Source organism: Comamonas thiooxydans, from assembly GCF_002157685.2.
GTDB classification, from domain to species: domain Bacteria; phylum Pseudomonadota; class Gammaproteobacteria; order Burkholderiales; family Burkholderiaceae_C; genus Comamonas; species Comamonas testosteroni_H.
Genome location: NZ_AP026738.1, coordinates 1 through 18,537, shown reverse-complemented (window position 1 = coordinate 18,537; position 18,537 = coordinate 1). Strand labels below are relative to the sequence as shown.

Here is an 18,537-nt window from a genome sequence, read left to right as displayed (position 1 = left end):
AGCAGCAACCGTCATTTGTCTCCATGTTTGTCATTACGCAAGATGCTTGATTTGCCTTGAGTTTTTAAAGTTATCAACAGCAGATGCCAAGTCTTACTACTACGACTATATTTTTATAAAACTTCTAAAGAACAACTGAAGGCAAAGTCATAGGCAAGAGCCGGGGCCATGCAAAATCGCAGCTGATCAGGCGCTCCAATCCCTTTGATTCAGAGGGAAGTCCAGAAAAAAAGGGCTTTGGAAAAATTGACGCGCCAGATCTCGAAAAATTGGCGTAAGATGCGCCTCCTCGATGACAGGAGGTGGGGATAAATTCCCATTGAAGAGTCTTTGACGCGACTGTTATCCACAGAATGTTATGAACAGCTGGGGGAAACTGGCCGGGAGTGCGTGCAATCGATATCAGCCATGATTGCGCTCTACTCATTCAAAAAAATTCAATGATCTATAAATCATTGTTTTAAAAGAACTTTTCGCTTGTCCGTGGAGCAAGCCCGGACCAGATGTGGCAAGCGCTGGGAGAGTGCGGCACCCGCCAACACCGACAGGTCTGAAATCCGGAGTTGCTCAACAACCATGGGATCTGCAGCACACCTGCCTGGCTGCACCGTTTCGGGCAAGACTTTGTGGCTTGCCAAGCCGGCAAGAAGGATGCCGCTCGCAGTGCCCGGCAACTGTTAGAAAAATTACAAATGCGCGGAGTGCGCCAGGACTGAGTGAAAGTGCGCAGGAAGGGCGCTGCAGCAATGCAGAAAAGAGCCATGCGGCGAAGGTCTGGAACGCTGAAAACCCGCCTCTGGAATGGCGCAAAAGAGCTGCGAAACGGCCTTGAATCAGCAGTGTGAAAGGCGCGCTTCGCTCAGGACTTCAAGGCATTGAAACAGGGCGCCGTTGCAGCGTGAAGGGCGGCAGGCCCTTGATGAGCAATTGGCCGTAGCTGGTGCCCGTCAGGCGGCGGTCGTAGCAGTACACATGGGCCTGGTCTTCCTCGGTGCGGATGGCGCGGCCTACCCACTGGGCCAGGCGAATGGCCGTGGCCGGCACCACCAACTCGTTGAAGGGGTTGCGGCCGCTGCTGCGCAGCCATTCGGCTCTGGCTTCGCCAACGGGATCGTCGGGAGGAGCAAAGGGCAGCTTGGTGATGAACAGGGACTCGCAGAGCGCTCCGGGCAGGTCCAGTCCTTCGCCAAAGGACTGCATGCCGAAGATGATGGAGGGCTCGCCCATCGCCACGGCCTCACGATGGCGTGCCAGCAGAGTCTGGCGGGGCAGGGCGGTCTGCACCAGCACCTGGTTGCGCATGCTGGTGGAAAGCGCGTCCACGGCCTGGCGCATCTGCTCGCGGGATGTGAACAGGACCAGTGCGCCGGCCTCTATGCGGCTCAGATCGTTCAGCAGGGCCTCGACCATCTCCTCGGTAAAGCGGGCGGCTTCGCGCGGGTCTGAGGCCGTTTCACGGGCCACCAGCGTGCCCTGGCGCGCATAGTCGAAGGGACTTGGCACTTCCAGCGTGGTGACAGAGGCGTCATTGGCCAGCCCCGCCTCACGCAAAAAGAAGTCGAAATGGCCGCAACTGGTCAGCGTGGCGGATGTCAGCACCGCACCGCGCACCTGCGACCACAGGTGCTGGCGCAGGGTGGAGCCGGGCTGTATGGGACTGGCATGGGCCTTGACCACGATGAACTCGCCATCCATCTCCAGCGTGAACCACTTGGCATGGGGCACCATCTTGCCGTCGCCATCGCTATCGTTGTTCTGCAGCAGCAATTGCGTGGTGTTGAAAATGGCTTCCAGCCTGGGTGCCAGGGCGCCTACCTGCGCATAGACGGTGGACAGGCGCTGTGCTTCCTCGGGTTGTTCCTTGATTTCGGCACGCAGAGCCTTGGAGACGGCACGCAGCGCATCCAGAAAGCCGTCGGCATGGTGCGCAATCTGTCCCAGAGGCTCCAGAAGGGCCTCTGGCAGCATTCCGCGGGGTGCCCGTACCCTGGCTGGCCCATAGCTGTCTTTCTGCGATTTGAGAGTCTCTCCGTAGTGCTCCATGACCAGTCGCGCCAGCTCCTGCATCTGCTGGCGCAGCTGACCCGCATGCTTGGGCACGTCGGCCAGTTCCTCGACTTCGGCGACCTGGTTCACGCGCAGCGCACGGCTGGCCAGCTTGTCGATCCAGCCCAGGCGGCTCAGATCCATCTCGCCGGCAAACTGGTCCAGAGCCGTGGAAGGCAGGTGGTGGGCCTCGTCGAGCACCAGCAGGCAATTGTCCAGCTCGGGCAGCAGCTTGGAGCCCAGCGAGGAAAGCAGTAAATCATGGTTGGCGACAATGACTTGCGCCGCCACCAGGTCTTTGCGGCGTTCGTAATAGACGCAGTTGCCGAAAGCCGGGCAGTGCTTTCCGGTGCATGAAGAGGATTCGGCAGCCACGGGGCTCCAGGCCTCGGCCTCAGGCGGGGTCTCCAGTGAATCGCGGTCGCCGTTCCAGGCCTCCGTGGCCAGCGCATCGGCCATGGATTTGTAGAACTGCATGCGGGCCTGCAGTTCATGCTGAGGACGGCTGAACTTGGCCTGGCCCTGCTCATCGCCAAACAGATCGTCCATCTCGTCCTGCGCTTCTCCCGTGCTCGCCAGACGTTCCAGCTTGAGTTTGCAGACAAAGCGGCCACGCCCCTTGGCCAGGGCGAATTTGAAAGGCTGGTCCAGCTTTTGCGCCAGGGCCGGCAAATCCTTGTTCACCAGCTGTTCCTGCAGCGCCACCGTGGCTGTGGAGATCAGCACGCGCGTGCCGCGCGACAGCGCCATGCGAATGGCCGGAATGCTGTAGGCCAGCGATTTTCCGACCCCGGTTCCAGCCTGCACGACAGCGATGGCGCGACGCGGTTCCGGCTCGCCTTCATCGACTTTTCCGAGCTGGGCCTGGCTCAGCGTTTGCGCGATCTGGGCCGCCATTTTTCGCTGTCCATCACGACTGCGAAATCCCGGCATGGCCCCGACCACGGCATCAAAGGAATTCAGGGCCTCTTCAGCCCACTTTTTTTCATGCATTTCAGCGTTTTTTGAGACGCAAAGACGCTGTGCTTTGGCGTTTTATAAGTATTCGTACAGAGATATGTATCAAATAAGATTGAATTTCTTATGTGATACGGCATACAAAACAGGGGAGTTCGTATGTTCTACGGTTGTATCCGATGAGCAGTTTTAACGAAACTTTTCCACCACTTGTATGTGACTTGTTCATTGTAGTTGTGGATTGAGTCAGGCGTAGTTACCAAGAAACTTATCCACAGAAGGAGTCGAAAGTCTGCCTGTACATATCCTGGAGACAACCATGTATCAATCCCTGTGGATATGGTTGTTAAATTTTTATGAATAAAAAGATTTTTCTAGATTTTGGATTTTCTGCAATTTTGCAGAAATGGCATGGTTTTCAAGTGCTGTGGGTAAGGTTGTTCATGGCTTTCTTCGCTCTTGCTAGTGGTGAAAAAGCAAATTTATCCACAAGTTTGGCGAAAGCCCGCTGGGGCGGCTTCAGGCACAAGATTACCCACCGGCAGTGCTCGTCTCGCTGCTTTGTATGCAAGAGCGCCTGTTTCTGTTGAAATCTGGAGGCTAAGGAAGAAGAGGGCGAAATCTATCCACCGCGTGGATAACTTCAAAGCTCACCTTTTGATAGTAGATATCCATGGACTATCAAAGGTTTGATTGTGTTTTCCCTGAAATTCAGAGACAAGGCATGCTTCTGCCTTTGAGCATGAAATGATGATGCTTTTTGTACTCATGTATGAAAAAATACATGAGAAATGCCTATTTTTTGAGCAAATGGCAGAGGATATGCGTGAGTTGCCTGAAAAACGGGCAATGCAGCCTGTCTGAAGGCTGATTTCCTGGTGTCAGGCCATCAGCGGGGCCTGGCCTGCTTGGCCCCGTTCCAGTCCGTGCCCGGTCTTACCAAACCGTAATGCGTGTGTCATCCACGCAGTTCGGGGCTGTTCCTAGCATGGTGGCATCACTGCAAGTGAAGCCGTGGACCAGCTCGTCACTTGCCAGTCATGGAAAAGGGTGAACGATGAACAAAAGCCTTGTGGGACTGCCGGGAGCGGCACATTTACCAAACTGGACATGGGCAAGACTGCCGATGGTGGCTGCGGCCATTGCCGTGGCAGGTCTGTTGGGTGGCTGTGATGCCTCCAAGGCCACCGAGGAAGCGAAGAAGCCGGTTGCGCAGCTGCCCAAAGGCTTTATTCAGGTCAAGCCAGAATCCGTGAAGATGCTGGAGATCGCGCCCGTGGCCGATCCGCAAGGGGTGCAGATGGCCTGGGCTCCTGCGCATGTGGCGTTTGTCGAGGATCGTGTGGCTTCGGTTGCAGTGCCGTTATCGGCGCGTGTCGTGGCCGTCAACGCGCATGTGGGCGATATGGTCAAGGCCGGCGATTTGCTGGCGACGCTGGTCAGCCCCGATGCACTGCGCACCCGCTATGACGTGGCTGCGGCCAAGACCGCACACGACGTGGCTGTGGTGGAAGCCCAGCGCCAGCAGACCATGGTGGACAAGGGCGTGGGCGTGGAAGTCGATCTGCGTGCCGCGCAGGCCAAGCTGCGTGAAACCTCGCAGGAGCTTGGCCGTGCACAGGGCACGGCAGCGCTGCTGGGATCCGGTGGCGGCGATCGGATCGAGCTGCGCGCACCGCGTGCCGGCATCGTGGCCGAGCGCAAGGCAGTGGTGGGTACTGCTGCTGAGCCGGGAGCGGCGCTGTTCATGATTGGCGATCCCCAGGCCATGAATGTGGTCGCAGAGGTGTTCGAGTCCGATCTGCCAGGCATTCGTCTGGGCAGTTCCGTACAGGTCGAGGTACCGCAGCTGCCCAAGCCGATCAAGGGCACGGTCCGTCATCTGGGGGCTACGCTGGACAAGGAGTCGCGCCGCGCTGCCGTGGTGGTGGAGTTGAGCGAACAGAACCCGGTGCTGCGTCCCGGCATGCAGGCCAAGGTGGGCGTGCAGTTGTCGAATCTGCAGGAGATGCTGATTCCCGTCACTGCCGTGCTCATCAAGGATGAGAGCCGCAGCGTGGTCTATGTGCAGCATGAGAACAACCAGTTCGAGGCACGCGTGGTGACGCTGGGGCGTCCATCGCGAGGCATGGTGCCGGTGATCAGCGGCCTCAAGGTCGGTGAGAAGATCGTGGTGCGTGGTGGTCTGCTGCTCGACGGCGCGGCCAGTCAGCTGCTGTAGTCCCGGCAGGAGTCTGAACCATGCTGCGTTCATTTATTGCATTTGTCGTCCATCGCCGACTGCTGGCGCTGTGCGCCACGCTGGCGATTGCCATCTATGGCGTCTACGCCTATCTGCAGACAGCCATCGAAGCCTATCCTGACGTGACCAATGTGCAGGTCGGCGTGATCACCCAGGCGCCGGGCCTGGCTCCCGAAGAAGTGGAGCGCCAGATCACCCAGCCGCTGGAGCGTGAGCTCAACGGCACGCCGGGTCTGATATCGCTGCGCTCGGAGAGCTATTTCGGCCTCTCCATGATCAACCTGGTCTTCAACGACGACGCGAAAAGTTTCACCGCGCGCGCCGAGGTTTCGCAGCGTCTGCCGCAGGCGGATCTGCCCAACGGCGTGACGCCTGAAATGGCGCCCGACTACACCCCGCTGGGCAAGATTTTCTACTATCGCCTGCAAAGCGACAGGCACACCCTGGCGCAGCTGCGCACCGAGCAGGAATGGCATGTGGTGCGCGTGCTCAAGCAGGTGCAGGGCGTGGCTGACGTGGTGAGCATTGGCGGCTTCGTCAAGGAGTTCCACGTTGAAGTGGACCCCGAGAAACTCTACAGCCTGGGCCTGTCGCTGGACGATGTGAGCGATGCGCTGTCCAAGTCCAACCGCAACGTTGGCGGTGGCCTGATGCGCCGCGGAGAGCAGTCCTTCATCATTCGCGGTATCGGCCTGTTGCGCAATCCGCAGGAGATTCAGGATGTGGTCGTTGCCATGCGTGGCAAGGCTCCCGTGACCATTGGTGACGTGGCGCGTGTCGCGCAGTCGCATACGCCGCGTCAGGGCTCGGTGGGCATGGACGACCAGAACGATGTGGTGCAGGGCATTGTGCTGCTCAAGCGCGGCGCCAACCCTTCCATCGTGCTCGATGACATTCATGCCAAGGTCGATGAGCTCAACAGCGGCGGCCTGCCTGAAGGCATGCACATGGTCACCAACTATGACCGCTCCGATCTGGTTGGCCATACGCTCAAGACCGTGCAGCACAACCTGCTGTTCGGGGCCACGCTGATCGTGGCCGTGCTGTGGCTGTTCCTGCGCAGCCTGCGTGGCTCGCTGATCGTGGCTACCGTGATTCCGCTGTCGCTGCTGGTGGCCTTCATCGGCCTGCACTGGCTGGGCATGCCCGCCAATCTGATCTCCATGGGAGCCATCGACTTCGGCATCATGGTGGACGGTGCCGTGGTGCTGGCCGAGAACATCATCCGCAACGCACGCCAGCGCAAGCCGCAGACGGCGAACGACATGCGCCACATCATTGTGGATTCGGCCGTTGCCGTGGCCAAGCCCACGCTGTTTGCCATGGCCATCGTGATTGCGGCGCTGATTCCCGTGTTCTCGCTGCAGAGCATTGAAGGCCGCATCTTCCGCCCGCTGGCCATGACCTACAGCTTTGCCCTTCTGGGTGCGCTGGTGTTTGCCATGGGACTGGTGCCTGCGCTGTGCGCCCTGATGCTCAAGCCCAAGCATGTGATGGTGGAAGAACCCAAGATCTTCGACCGCGCGCACCATGGCTACCAGCACTGGATCGCCAAGGTGCTGGGCGCAGCCAAGCGCCGCACGGCCGTGATTGCCGTGTTCGTGAGCGTGCTGGTGGTGGCCGGGGTTTCAGCCAAATGGCTGGGCACTGAGTTCCTGCCCGAGCTGGATGAGGGCGATGCCTATGTGCTGGTGCAGATGCCTGCTTCCATCTCGCTGGAAAAAGGCCAGGAAGTGCTGCGCGATGTGCGTCTGCGCCTCAAGGTCTTCCCCGAGGTGATTACCGTTACCACGGAGCAGGGACGCCCCGAATCGGGCACCGACAACGAGACGCTGAATCTGGCCAAGGTACTGGTGCGCCTCAAGCCCCATGGCGAATGGCGCAAGGGCCTGACCAAGCCCGCGCTGATCGAGGAAATGCGTGCGACGCTGGGCGAGATTCCCGGCGTGGCCTTCAACTTCGCGCAGCCTATTCGCGACAGCGTGGAAGAGTCCACATCGGGGGCGCGCGGTCAGGTCGTGCTCAAGCTGTTCGGCCCCGATATTCCCACGCTGCGCGGCATTCTTCAGCAGACCAAGTCGCTGGTGAAGGACATCGATGGCGTGGTTGACCTGGATCTGTACCGCGATGCTCCGGCACCCCAGGTGCATGTGCAGTTCGATCGCCAGGCGTTGGCACGCCAGGGCATCGCCATGGAAGACGCGCAAAAGACGCTGGAAGTGGCCCTGGCGGGCAATGTGGCCACCACTCTGTGGGAAGGTGAATTCCCCGTGCCGGTGCGCGTGCGCCTGCCCTATGTGGACCGCATGGACGAGGAGCGCATTCGCAACATCGCCATACCGCTGCCCGATGGTGGCTCGGTCCCCCTGGGATCGGTAGGTACGGTCAGCATGAAGATCGGCAACTCCTCCATCTTCCGCGAAGGCAATGCGCGCTATATGGCGCTCAAGTTCAACGTGGAAGGACGCGATATCGGCTCGGTGGTGAAGGACACGCTGGCCACCTTCAAGCAGAACGTGAAGCTGCCCGAAGGCTACCAGGCTGTCTGGGGCGGCGAGTGGGAGAACCAGCAGCGTGCGGCTGCACGTCTGAAGGTGGTGGTGCCGCTGTCTCTGGTCATCGTCTATGCCCTGTTGTTCGGTGCGCTGGGCCAGGCCCGCAGCGCCGGCATCATCCTGCTGTGCGCGCCGTTTGCGATGGTGGGTGGCATCGCAGCCTTGCATCTGGCACACATCGAGCTGTCCATCAGCGCGGCCATCGGCTTTATCGCCTTGCTGGGTCAGGTGGCCCTGGCGGGCTTGCTGGTGGTCTCTGCGGTCGAGGATTTGCGCCGTCAGGGCATGCCCTTGATGCAGGCGCTGATCGAAGGTGCAGCCGAGCGCATGCGCTCCATCATTCTGGTGGCTTTGCTGGCGCTGCTGGGCCTGCTGCCCATGGCTCTGTCTACCGGCGTGGGTAGCGAAACCCAGCGCCCCTTTGCCTCGGTCATCGTCGGCGGCATGGTGGTGCTGCCACTGGTGGCGCTGGTGCTGCTGCCCGTGCTGTATGCCTTGCTGGGCCCCAAGAACATGTTGACGCAGGAAGAACGTGATGAAAGCGCTCAAGATGAATAAGTGGCACTCTCTGGCCATGGCCGCTGCACTGTGCTGCGGCGCTTTCAGCGGCACAGGCCATGCTGCCGAGACTATGGATGCAGCCGCACAGAGCAATGCTGCAGCGGGCCGTATGGCGGCCCCTGCACAGCCTGTGACCCTGCAGGAATATCTGCGCATCGTCGTGCAGAACCAGCCCAATCTGGCTGCAGATCGCATGCAGCTGGATCTGGCAAAGGCAGACAGCAAAACGGCTGCCACCATACCCAATCCCGCCATGCACTACTCCAGCAAGCGCGGAGAAAAGGAATGGGGCGTGGAGCAGGCCATCCCCATCTTCGGCCAGCGTGGCATGCGCATCGAGAACGCCAGGCTGGGCGAGAAGGCCGCTGCGGCCAATGCAGATGTCGCAGTCGCCGTCACCATGAGCGATGCAGCCCATGCCTTCAACGAGCTGCTGGTGGCACAGCAGCGCTATCAGGTGTGGTTGGCTGCCCGTGATGAGCTGGAGAAGGCCGGCAACATCGTCAGGGGCCAGATTGAAGCAGGCACGCGCAGCCGTTATGACGGCGCGCGCCTTAACCTGCAACAGGCCCAGATGAGCATGCAGGTCAGCAAGGCTCAGGCAGCCTTGCGGGATGCAGCATCACGCGTGGCCATCATTGCGGCCTTGCCGCAATGGCAGGTGCGTGTGGAAGGCAGCCTGCAGGCCACTGACATTCGCAAGGCAGCCAGCTACGAGCAGCTGTGGAACCAGGCGCAGACCCAGTTGCCAAGTCTGCGTGCCGCGCAGGCCGAGCTCGACAGGTCGCGCCAGAAAATCAAGCTGGAGCAGCGTGAAGCATTGCCCACGCCATCCTTTGGTCTCTCCCGTATCCGTAACAGCGTGGATGGCAGTTTCAACCAAGTGGGCGTGAGCGTGGAGATCCCGCTTTTCGACCGTCGCCAGGGCCCTATCGAGCGCGCCAAGGTCGAGGCCGATCAGGCCGAGCTGCGCCGTGATGCGGTCGTGCTTGCCGCTCAGTCCGAATTGCAGCGTGCCCTGCAGCAGCTGTCGCTGCGCCGAACGGCCGTGCGCGACTACGAGAAGGAAGGGCTGGCGCAGATCGCGCCGCTGCACCAGATGGCACAAGACGCCTACAAGCTGGGCAAGGGCACGATCCTGGAGCTGATCGATGCACTGGGCTCGATTACCGAGCACAGGCTGGAGCACCTGGAGCTGGTCAAGGACATGCTGGATGCCGAGTGGGAAGTGCGTCAGGCCAGCGGCGATCTGCCACAGGTGCAGCCTTGAGCGAGGCGAGGGAGATGGCACAAACCCCTGTACCACCTCCTGATGCCGCTGCGTCTCCGGCTGCGAAGGTGGAGGCAACGGCTTATAGTGTCTGTCCACCAACGGCCAGAGACAGACTCAGCATGTACCGCTACCTCATCATCGAAGACGATGCGCTCAACGCGCGTTACATCGCTGAAGGGTTGCGCCAGCAAGGCGCGCATGTCAGCGTCTGCGGTGACGGCGTGCAAGGCATTGCACAGGCCGTTGGCGAGAACTGGGATGTCATCATCCTCGACCGTATGTTGCCCAATGGCTTTGACGGGCTGCAGATTCTGCAGACACTGCGTTCCATGGGCAAACAGACGCCGGTGCTGGTACTCAGTGCCTTGTCTGCCACGGACGAGAGAGTGCGCGGACTCAAGGCCGGCTGCGATGACTATCTGACCAAGCCCTTTGCATTTTCCGAGCTTTCGGCAAGGCTCGAAGCCCTGGTGCGCCGCGCCCAGATCCCGGCTCCCACGCGCGAGATGCAGGTAGCCGATCTGCGCGTCAACCTGATTTCGCGCAACGCCGAGCGCGCCGGCCAGCCGCTGTCACTGCAGCCGCGCGAGTTCCGCCTGCTGGCGTTTCTCATGCAGCATGCGCACCAGATCGTCACGCGCACCATGCTGCTGGAGTCGGTCTGGGATTACCGCTTCGATCCGCAGACCAATGTGATCGACGTGCACATCAGCCGCCTGCGCAGCAAGGTGGACAAAGGCTTTGCCACGCCTCTCATCCATACCGTGCGCGGTGTGGGCTACAGCCTTTCGGACCAGCCGCAAGACCTGCCCGAGGTGGTCTGATGATGCGCTCCAGACCCTGGAGTTCACTGGCCTTCAGGCTGGCACTCAGCTATGGCGGCCTCCTGGTTCTGACCATGGCCATTGTGCTGGCCGTCTTCTATGTCCAGACCGTCGGCGTGGTGCGGGTGAGGCTCGACAAGCAGGCCGAGAACCATGTGCGCAGACTGACCGAGCACTCGGCCAAATACGGCCCTGGAGCGCTGGAAAGCGAGATACTGCAGACCATTCGTGACGGTGTGAATACCGACACGGAAATCCTCATTCTCATGAACCCGCAAGGCGAGACCATTGTCAGCAATGCCGAGGTCTATCCTCCGCGCAAGCTCAGCATCATGGGCGTGCGCGAGCTGACCGTGAAGCGCAACGGGCGGCTGATGGTGGGCCGGGTTGCCGTGGTCGAAATGCCCAATGGCAATCTGCTGGCCGTAGGCAGCGACATGCAGCTGCAGCGCGACATGGAAGAGCTGTTCGGTCAGGCCAGCTTGCTGGCGGCCGTTGCGGCCTGCATCATGGCCCTGATAGGTGCCATGGTCTTCAGGCGTGTGGTGGATGAGCGCGCGGCCGCCATTCGCAACACCATGTCGCGCGTTGCGGCTGGCGATTTGCGACAGCGCATTCCGGTCGATCAGCGCGGCGATGAATTCACGCTGCTCAACCGCGATATCAATGCCATGCTCGATCGGCTCGAGCAGTTGATGGAAGGCATACGCCATGTCTCCAACAGCATTGCGCACAACCTCAGAACGCCGCTGACGCGCATCCTGCTGCGCCTGCGCAACGCGCAGCAGGCCAGTCCCGAAATGCAGTCCGCCACGCTGGCGCTGGTGGCCGAAGAAGTCGCTGAACTCGGTGTGGTGTTCGAGAAGCTTTTGCAGATTGCCGAAGTGGAAAGCGGAGCCAGCCGCAAGAGTTTTGCGCCGGTTGATCTGCAGGCCTTGCTGGTCGATGTGGTGGACTTCTACGAGCCGCTGGTGGAAGACGCCGGCGGCATTCTCAGGCTGGATGTGCAGCAAGGTGTGCAGGCCCTGGGCGATGGTGATCTGTTGGCCAGCGCCGTCTCCAATCTTGTTGATAATGCTATCAAATACGGAGCATCATCCAACGATATTCATGGCGCTGACGTGCTGCTGCGTGCGGCCCCGGCGCAGGAGCAGGGCAGCGATGGGGCATGGGGGGTGGAGATCACCGTGCAGGACCAGGGACCGGGCGCAGATCCTCAGACCCTGGAGAAAATGACCACCCGTTTCTACCGCGCAGAATCGGATCGCCCAGGCTACGGACTGGGCCTGGCCAGCGTGCTGGCCATTGTCCAGCTGCATGGCGGCAAGCTCAGTTTTCACAACGCCAATCCGGGCATGGTGGCGCGCATCTGGCTGCCTGCCGTGGCCGATGTCTGAAGCGCTGCTGCGACGCTTTCAGATCTGCGAAAGCGCCTTGTTGCCGTAGGCGCAGAACCCCGGTTTGGGCCCCTTCTTGGGATGCAATCTGCAGGTCTCCGGGCGCTTTTCATAGACCGTGCAGCGGCGCGTGTTCTTGTCCAGAAAATTGCAGTCGCCACCCGCACGGCGGGCCATGGTGAAGATCTCGTGCTTGGGGTTGAAGTGGTCGATCAGGCGCATCTTCAGCAGCCGCTTGGCGATCAGCTTGGGCTCGATGTTCTCGACCTCGAACGGGTCCACCAGCTCCAGGCGCACCAGATCCGGCAGGCGCACCTCCAGCGGCATGGTGCAGCAATTGGCCGCGCAGCTGTCACACATGCCGGCCTTGTACTTGCTCCAGGTTTCCAGGCGGTCGACGTCAACAATGCGGATGGAGGATTTCATTTCGGGTGGGGCACTTCTGGGAGAAGCGCGATGCTGCCATGAGATGTCGATGTCTGCCTTGCGCCATTGCTATGAACAGACCCGGTTCATGGGATTGAGCCGGCTGCGCAGCAGCCTACACTGCACAGGCATATCACCATCCACGGGAGAACGATTTTGGCAAGCCAAACCACGCTTTACTACGCAGCTGGCACCTGCGCGCAGGCCGTATTGATTGCGCTTTATGAGGCCGATGCCCAGTTCACGCTGAAGACGCTGAGCTTTGCCGACAACGAGCAGCGCAGCCCCGAATACCTGAGCATCAATCCCAAGGGCAGGGTGCCCGCGCTGGCCACGGAACGCGGTGTGCTGACCGAGACTCCGGCGCTGCTGCTGTATGTGGCGCAGACCCATCCGCAGGCAAGGCTGGCGCCGCTGGAGGATCCCTTTGCGCTGGCGCAGATGCAGGAATTCAATGCCTATCTGGCCTCTACCGCGCACATCGCCCACGCCCACCGTCCACGCGCCTCGCGCTGGGCCGACGACGAGGCCGCCCAGGCCGCCATGCGCGCCAAGGTGCCGCAGAACATGCGCGATTGCTTTGCCGTGATCGAGCAGCACTATCTGGGTGACAAGACCTGGGTGATGGGCGAGCAGTTCACCGTGGCCGACGGCTATCTCTACACCGTGGCCGGCTGGCTCAAGGGCGACGGCGTGGACATTGCCGAGTTCCCGCGCGTGGCAGCCCATTTCGAGCGCGTGAAGGCCAGGGCTTCGGTGCAGAAGCTGAAATAAAAAAGGCCAGCTTCCGCTGGCCTTCTCTTTGTTTTTTCATCCACCTACAGGGGGATCAAACGTCGATATTCCCCGCACGCAGCGCGTTGTCTTCGATGAAGTTGCGGCGCGGTTCGACCTCGTCGCCCATGAGCATGGTGAAGACGCGGTCAGCCTCGATGGCGTCGCCGATCTTGACCTGCAGCAGGCTGCGGACATTGGGGTCCATGGTGGTTTCCCAGAGCTGCTCGGGGTTCATTTCACCCAGACCCTTGTAGCGCTGGCGGCCCGTGGTGCGCTCGGCTTCGGAGATCAGCCAGGCCATGGCCTGACGGAAGTCGCCGACCTTTTCGGTCTTGGCCTTCTCGCCTTCGCCGCGCGTGACCTTGGCGCCTTCGCTCAGCAGGCCGACGAAGTTCTGCGCTTCGTCGGACAGGGCCGCATAGTCATGGCTGCGCACGAACTCCTGGGTCAGGATGGAGCTCTTGATATTGCCGTGGTGATGGCGGCTGATGCGCAGGATGGGGTGCTCGCTGTTGGGGTCGATCTCGGCCGTCACATCGGCGGGCACGCCGGTGGTGGTCAGCTCGCGCAGCTTGGCTTCGAGAATCGGGGCGCATTCCTGGGCTTCCTCGATGGTGTCGAGCTTGATCTGCACGCCGTCGGCAATGGCGCGCAGGGCTTCGGCATCCATGAAGTTGGACAGGCGCTCGATGACGGTTTCGGCGGCCAGGTGCATGTCGGCCAGTTTGGCCAGCTCTTCGCCCTCGACGGTGCGCGGAGTGTCGCCGCCGGTGTTCACGCTGGCATGGTTCAGCGCGATCTTGAGCAGGTATTTGTTGAGGGCCGGGCCGTCCTTGAGGTAGAGCTCTTCCTTGCCGTTCTTGACCTTGTACAGCGGCGGCTGGGCGATGTAGATATGGCCGCGCTCGACCAGGTCGGGCATCTGGCGGTAGAAGAAGGTCAGCAGCAGGGTACGGATGTGGGCGCCGTCCACGTCCGCATCGGTCATGATGATGATGCGGTGGTAGCGCAGCTTGTCGGGGTTGTAGTCGTCGCTGCTGCTCTTGCCCGAGTCTTCGCTGACCTTGCCGATGCCGGTGCCCAGGGCGGTGATCAGGGTGATGATTTCCTGGCTGGACAGCAGCTTTTCGTAGCGGGCCTTTTCCACGTTCAGGATCTTGCCGCGCAGCGGCAGGATGGCCTGGAACTTGCGGTCGCGACCCTGCTTGGCGGAGCCGCCGGCGGAGTCACCCTCGACGATGTAGATTTCGCACAGCGCAGGATCTTTTTCCTGGCAGTCGGCCAGCTTGCCGGGCAGGCCCATGCCATCCAGCACGCCCTTGCGGCGTGTCATTTCGCGGGCCTTGCGGGCTGCTTCACGGGCGCGGGCGGCTTCCACAATCTTGTTGCAGAGAATCTTGGCGTCGTTGGGCTTTTCTTCGAGGAACTCGGCGAGCAGCTTGCCGACAATGTCTTCCACGGGCGCTCGCACTTCCGAGCTGACCAGCTTGTCCTTGGTCTGGCTGGAGAACTTGGGCTCGGGCACCTTCACGCTGAGCACGCAGCACAGGCCTTCGCGCATGTCGTCGCCGGTGACTTCGACCTTGGCCTTCTTGGCAAGTTCGTTGTCGGCGATGTACTTGCCGATGACTCGGGTCATGGCTGCGCGCAGGCCGGTCAGGTGGGTGCCGCCGTCACGCTGGGGAATGTTGTTGGTGAAACAGAGGACTTGCTCGGCATAGCTGTCGTTCCACTGCATGGCGACTTCGACGCCGATTTCGGTGCCGGGAATGCCACCATAGGTCTCTGCCGGGCGTGTGCCTTCGGCGTAGAAGGTGGTGGGGTGCAGGACCTTCTTGGTGCCGTTGATGAATTCCACAAAGCCCTTGACGCCGCCGGCGCCCGAGAAGTCGTCTTCCTTGCCGTCGCGTTCGTCCTTCAGGCGGATGCGCACGCCGTTGTTCAGGAAGGACAGCTCGCGCAGGCGCTTGGCCAGGATTTCGTAGCGGAACTCGAAGTTCTCCTTGAAGATCTCCTGGTCGGGCAGAAAGTGCACCTTGGTGCCGCGCTTGTCGCTGGCACCGACCACGCGCATGGGCGAGACTTCGGTGCCGTCCACGACTTCGATCAGGCGGTTTTGCACAAAGCCGCGCGAAAAGTCGATTTCATGGCGCACGCCGTCGCGGCTGACGGTGAGCTTGAGCCAGATGGACAGCGCGTTCACGCAGGACACGCCCACGCCGTGCAGACCGCCCGAGACCTTGTAGCTGTTCTGGTTGAACTTGCCGCCGGCGTGCAGCTCGGTCAGGGCGATTTCGGCGGCCGAGCGCTTGGGCTCGTGCTTGTCGTCCATCTTCACGCGCGTGGGAATACCGCGGCCGTTGTCGATCACGGACAGCGAGCCGTCGGCGTGGATGGTGACCAGAATGTCGTCGCAGTAGCCGGCCAGCGCTTCGTCGATGGAGTTGTCCACGACCTCGAAGACCAGGTGGTGCAGACCGGTGCCGTCCGAGGTGTCACCGATGTACATGCCCGGGCGCTTGCGCACCGCTTCCAGGCCTTCCAGGATCTGGATTGCGCCTTCGCCATAGCCGCCTGCATCCGCGGCGGTCTGGGTGTCTGGCTTGTTCTCTTCGGTCATGAAATTACCTTGCTGCTACAAGGCCAGGAGCTGTTGGCGCCTGACCTGCATAACTTTCAAATGAATACTTGCCTGAAATCATTACAGGATGAGCGGTAGCTGCTCCTGTTATTTCAGGCAATGAAATGGCTGGCTGCGTTCGGTCCGCTCAGATGCGCATGGGCATCACGACGTACTTGAAGCTTTCGTTCTCGGGGATGGTGACCAGCGCCGAGCTGTTGCCGTCCTGCAGATCGATCTTGACCATGTCCTGGCTCATATTGGTGAGCACGTCGATCAGGTAGGTCACGTTGAAGCCGATCTCGATGGTGTCACCACCGTAGTCGATATCGAGCTCGTCCATGGCCTCTTCCTGCTCGGCGTTGTTGGACGCCACGCGCAGCGTGCCGGGCTCGACCGACAGGCGCACGCCCTTGAACTTGTCGCTGGTCATGATGGCCGTGCGCTGCAGCGATGCCAGCAGCGGTGCGCGGCCCAGGGTCACGCTGTTGGTGTGGTTGCGCGGGATGACGCGGTTGTAGTCGGGGAACTTGCCCTCGACCAGCTTGGTCACGAACTCCATGCCGCCAAAGGTGAACTTGGCCTGGTTGTTGGCAAACTGCATCTCGATGACGGGCTGGTTCTCGCCGCTGGCGTCCGACAGCAGGCGCTGCAGCTCCAGAACGGTCTTGCGCGGCAGAATCACTTCCTGCTTGATGGGCACTTCCACGTCCAGCGTGGCGCTGGCCCAGGCCAGGCGGTGGCCGTCGGTGGCCACCAGGCTCAGGGTGTTGCCTTCGGCGACGAACAGAATGCCGTTCAGGTAGTAGCGGATGTCCTGCACGGCCATGGCAAAGGAGACCTGGCCCAGCAGGTCCTTGAGCACTTTTTGCGGCACGCTGAAAGCGGGGCCGAAGGCGGCCGATTCCTGCACCAGCGGGAAGTCTTCGGCGGGCAGGGTCTGCAGCGTGAAGCGGCTCTTGCCGCCTTTCAGAATCATCTTGGACTGCTGCGTCTCCAGGCTCACGGTCTGGTCGCCGGGCATGGTCTTCAGGATGTCGATCAGCTTGCGGGCACCGATGGTGGTGGTGAAGTCACCGGCGTCGCCGCCCAGCTCGGCCGTTGTGCGGATCTGGATTTCCAGATCGCTGGTTGTCAGCTGCAGTGCATTGCCGGTCTTCTTGATCAGCACATTGGCCAGAATGGGCAGCGTGTGGCGGCGCTCGACAATGCCGGCCACCGATTGCAGGACCGCGAGAACTTTGTCTTGTGTGGCTTTCAGGACGATCATGTCAACCTCAGTGATTTAAGTGCGCATTTGTTTTGACGCGGCGGCGTCCGCAGGGCAGGGCGGACGCTCCCTCATGCCGCGTGAATTCCCCATTTTGCCCTGTGTGAGTGACATTCATGGGGGAGTTTTTTAGAGCGTGGTCAGGACCTCTACGTCGGCGCGAGGAGATCGTGAACACGCTCTTAACCCTTGAGCGTTTGTTCCAGCACATGCAGCTGCTGGTTCAACTCGGTGTTGGTCTGGCGCTCGCCCGCAATCTTGCGTACGGCGTGCAGCACCGTGGTGTGGTCGCGGCCGCCGAACAGCTCGCCGATCTCGGGCAGGCTTTTCTGCGTCAGCTCCTTGGCCAGATACATGGCAATCTGGCGCGGTCGGGCAATGCTGGCCGGGCGCTTCTTGCTGTACATGTCGGCCACCTTGATCTTGTAGTAGTCAGCGACCGTCTTCTGGATGTTTTCCACAGAAATCTGGCGGTTCTGAATACTGAGCAGATCACGCAGGGCCTCGCGGGCCAGCTGGATCGACACTTCCTTCTGATTGAAGCGCGAATAGGCCAGGATCTTGCGCAGCGCGCCTTCGAGCTCACGCACGTTGGAGCGCACGTTCTTGGCCACGAAGAAGGCGACTTCCTCGGGCATGTCGGCGTTCTCGGCGCGGGCCTTGTTGATCAGAATCGCCACGCGCATTTCCAGCTCAGGCGGCTCGATGGCCACCGTCAGGCCCGAGTCGAAACGCGAGACCAGGCGCTCGTGAATATTGGCCAGACCCTTGGGGTAGGTGTCGGACGTCATCACGATATGGCTCTTCTTGGCCAGCAGGGCCTCGAAGGCATTGAAGAACTCTTCCTGCGTACGGTCCTTGTTGGCGAAAAACTGCACATCGTCGATCAGCAGCAGGTCGAGCGAGTGGTAGCGTTCCTTGAACTCGTCGAAGGTGCGGCGCTGGTAGGCCTTGACCACATCCGAGACGAACTGCTCGGCGTGGATGTAGAGAATCTTGGCGTCGGGCTTGTCCTTGAGCAGCTGGTTACCCACAGCGTGGACCAGGTGGGTCTTACCGAGACCGACACCGCCGTAGATGAACAGCGGGTTGTAGAGATGACCGGGCGAGCCTGCCACATGCATGGCAGCCGAGCGCGCCATGCGGTTGGCCGTACCTTCGACCAGCGTCTCGAAGGTGAGGGCCGGGTTCAATCGGGTGCGGAAAACCGGAGCGCTGGCCTCTTCGCTGGTGACGGTGGGCACGGCGACATTGTGCGTCTGAGGCGCAGTCTGTTGTGTCGACGACGGAGGTCGCACATAAGTGCGTACAACGCTTTCACGCTGAGCAAGTGCTAACTCAAGAGTGACGGGCTGGCCGTAGAGAGACTCCAGCATGGCCGAGATGCGGCCCGCATACTGGGCACGGATCCAGTCCAGCTTGAAGCGGTTGGCCACATAGACAGTGACCTTGGAAAAATCTTCTGCAACGAGTGCCGTCAGCGGCTTGATCCAGGTGTTGAATTGCTGCTCTGGCAGCTCCTGACCCAGTTGCTCAACGCAGACCTGCCACAGGGCCTGGCCTGCATCATTGGTTGGTTCCTCTGTCAT

At 60.9% G+C, this 18,537-nt stretch carries 11 protein-coding genes; 6 read left to right on the top strand and 5 right to left on the bottom strand.

Annotation, left to right across the window (positions count from 1 at the left end):
• Positions 1–867: 867 nt before the first annotated feature.
• On the bottom strand, positions 868–3,039 hold the full coding sequence (gene dinG / locus CTR2_RS00055; protein WP_087085574.1) for an ATP-dependent DNA helicase DinG: 2,172 nt from the start codon (positions 3,037–3,039) through the stop codon (positions 868–870).
• Between the two features lie 1,021 nt (positions 3,040–4,060).
• On the opposite strand from dinG, the gene CTR2_RS00050 reads away from it, so the two are divergent.
• From CTR2_RS00050 to CTR2_RS00030, 5 genes are all read left to right on the top strand, one after another.
• Positions 4,061–5,224, top strand: a complete 1,164-nt coding sequence (locus CTR2_RS00050) for an efflux RND transporter periplasmic adaptor subunit (protein ID WP_087085575.1) — start codon at positions 4,061–4,063, stop codon at positions 5,222–5,224.
• Between the two features lie 20 nt (positions 5,225–5,244).
• Positions 5,245–8,358, top strand: coding sequence for an efflux RND transporter permease subunit (locus CTR2_RS00045; protein WP_087085576.1), 3,114 nt, complete (start codon positions 5,245–5,247; stop codon positions 8,356–8,358).
• Positions 8,336–9,631 (top strand): TolC family protein, encoded by a 1,296-nt coding sequence (locus tag CTR2_RS00040; protein ID WP_087085577.1) that lies wholly within the window; start codon positions 8,336–8,338, stop codon positions 9,629–9,631. Before CTR2_RS00045 ends, CTR2_RS00040 begins: the two co-directional genes overlap by 23 nt.
• A 122-nt stretch (positions 9,632–9,753) precedes the next feature.
• A complete protein-coding gene (locus CTR2_RS00035; protein ID WP_087085578.1) occupies positions 9,754–10,458 on the top strand; it encodes a response regulator transcription factor in 705 nt (234 codons plus the stop codon).
• Positions 10,458–11,855 (top strand): sensor histidine kinase, encoded by a 1,398-nt coding sequence (locus CTR2_RS00030; RefSeq protein WP_054073427.1) that lies wholly within the window; start codon positions 10,458–10,460, stop codon positions 11,853–11,855. The genes CTR2_RS00035 and CTR2_RS00030 overlap by 1 nt, the downstream gene beginning before the upstream one ends.
• Positions 11,856–11,873: 18 nt before the next feature.
• On the opposite strand, the gene CTR2_RS00025 is transcribed toward CTR2_RS00030, so the two are convergent.
• On the bottom strand, positions 11,874–12,281 hold the full coding sequence (locus CTR2_RS00025; protein ID WP_003065319.1) for a YkgJ family cysteine cluster protein: 408 nt from the start codon (positions 12,279–12,281) through the stop codon (positions 11,874–11,876).
• Positions 12,282–12,437: 156 nt separating this feature from the next.
• Here CTR2_RS00025 and CTR2_RS00020 point away from each other — a divergent pair, with 156 nt between their 5' ends.
• Positions 12,438–13,055: a glutathione S-transferase family protein gene (locus tag CTR2_RS00020; protein ID WP_087085579.1), complete on the top strand. Its 618-nt coding sequence runs from the start codon at positions 12,438–12,440 to the stop codon at positions 13,053–13,055.
• Positions 13,056–13,110: 55 nt separating this feature from the next.
• Here CTR2_RS00020 and gyrB read toward each other — a convergent pair whose 3' ends face one another.
• From gyrB to dnaA, 3 genes are all read right to left on the bottom strand, one after another.
• Complete coding sequence (gene gyrB, locus CTR2_RS00015) at positions 13,111–15,678, bottom strand: DNA topoisomerase (ATP-hydrolyzing) subunit B (RefSeq protein ID WP_087085580.1); 2,568 nt, start codon at positions 15,676–15,678, stop codon at positions 13,111–13,113.
• Positions 15,679–15,826: 148 nt separating this feature from the next.
• Complete coding sequence (gene dnaN / locus CTR2_RS00010; RefSeq protein WP_003064798.1) at positions 15,827–16,948, bottom strand: DNA polymerase III subunit beta; 1,122 nt, start codon at positions 16,946–16,948, stop codon at positions 15,827–15,829.
• Positions 16,949–17,130: 182 nt separating this feature from the next.
• Positions 17,131–18,537 (bottom strand): chromosomal replication initiator protein DnaA, encoded by a 1,407-nt coding sequence (gene dnaA, locus CTR2_RS00005; RefSeq protein ID WP_087085581.1) that lies wholly within the window; start codon positions 18,535–18,537, stop codon positions 17,131–17,133.

Excerpts from the sequence above, each read along its gene's own strand:
- dinG (WP_087085574.1), bottom strand. The coding sequence starts at position 3,039 with ATGCATGAAAAAAAGTGGGCTGAAGAGGCCCTGAATTCCTTTGATGCC.
- CTR2_RS00050 (WP_087085575.1), top strand. The coding sequence starts at position 4,061 with ATGAACAAAAGCCTTGTGGGACTGCCGGGAGCGGCACATTTACCAAAC.
- CTR2_RS00045 (WP_087085576.1), top strand. The coding sequence starts at position 5,245 with ATGCTGCGTTCATTTATTGCATTTGTCGTCCATCGCCGACTGCTGGCG.
- CTR2_RS00040 (WP_087085577.1), top strand. The coding sequence starts at position 8,336 with ATGAAAGCGCTCAAGATGAATAAGTGGCACTCTCTGGCCATGGCCGCT.
- CTR2_RS00035 (WP_087085578.1), top strand. The coding sequence starts at position 9,754 with ATGTACCGCTACCTCATCATCGAAGACGATGCGCTCAACGCGCGTTAC.
- CTR2_RS00030 (WP_054073427.1), top strand. The coding sequence starts at position 10,458 with ATGATGCGCTCCAGACCCTGGAGTTCACTGGCCTTCAGGCTGGCACTC.
- CTR2_RS00025 (WP_003065319.1), bottom strand. The coding sequence starts at position 12,281 with ATGAAATCCTCCATCCGCATTGTTGACGTCGACCGCCTGGAAACCTGG.
- gyrB (WP_087085580.1), bottom strand. The coding sequence starts at position 15,678 with ATGACCGAAGAGAACAAGCCAGACACCCAGACCGCCGCGGATGCAGGC.
- dnaN (WP_003064798.1), bottom strand. The coding sequence starts at position 16,948 with ATGATCGTCCTGAAAGCCACACAAGACAAAGTTCTCGCGGTCCTGCAA.
- dnaA (WP_087085581.1), bottom strand. The coding sequence starts at position 18,537 with ATGACAGAGGAACCAACCAATGATGCAGGCCAGGCCCTGTGGCAGGTC.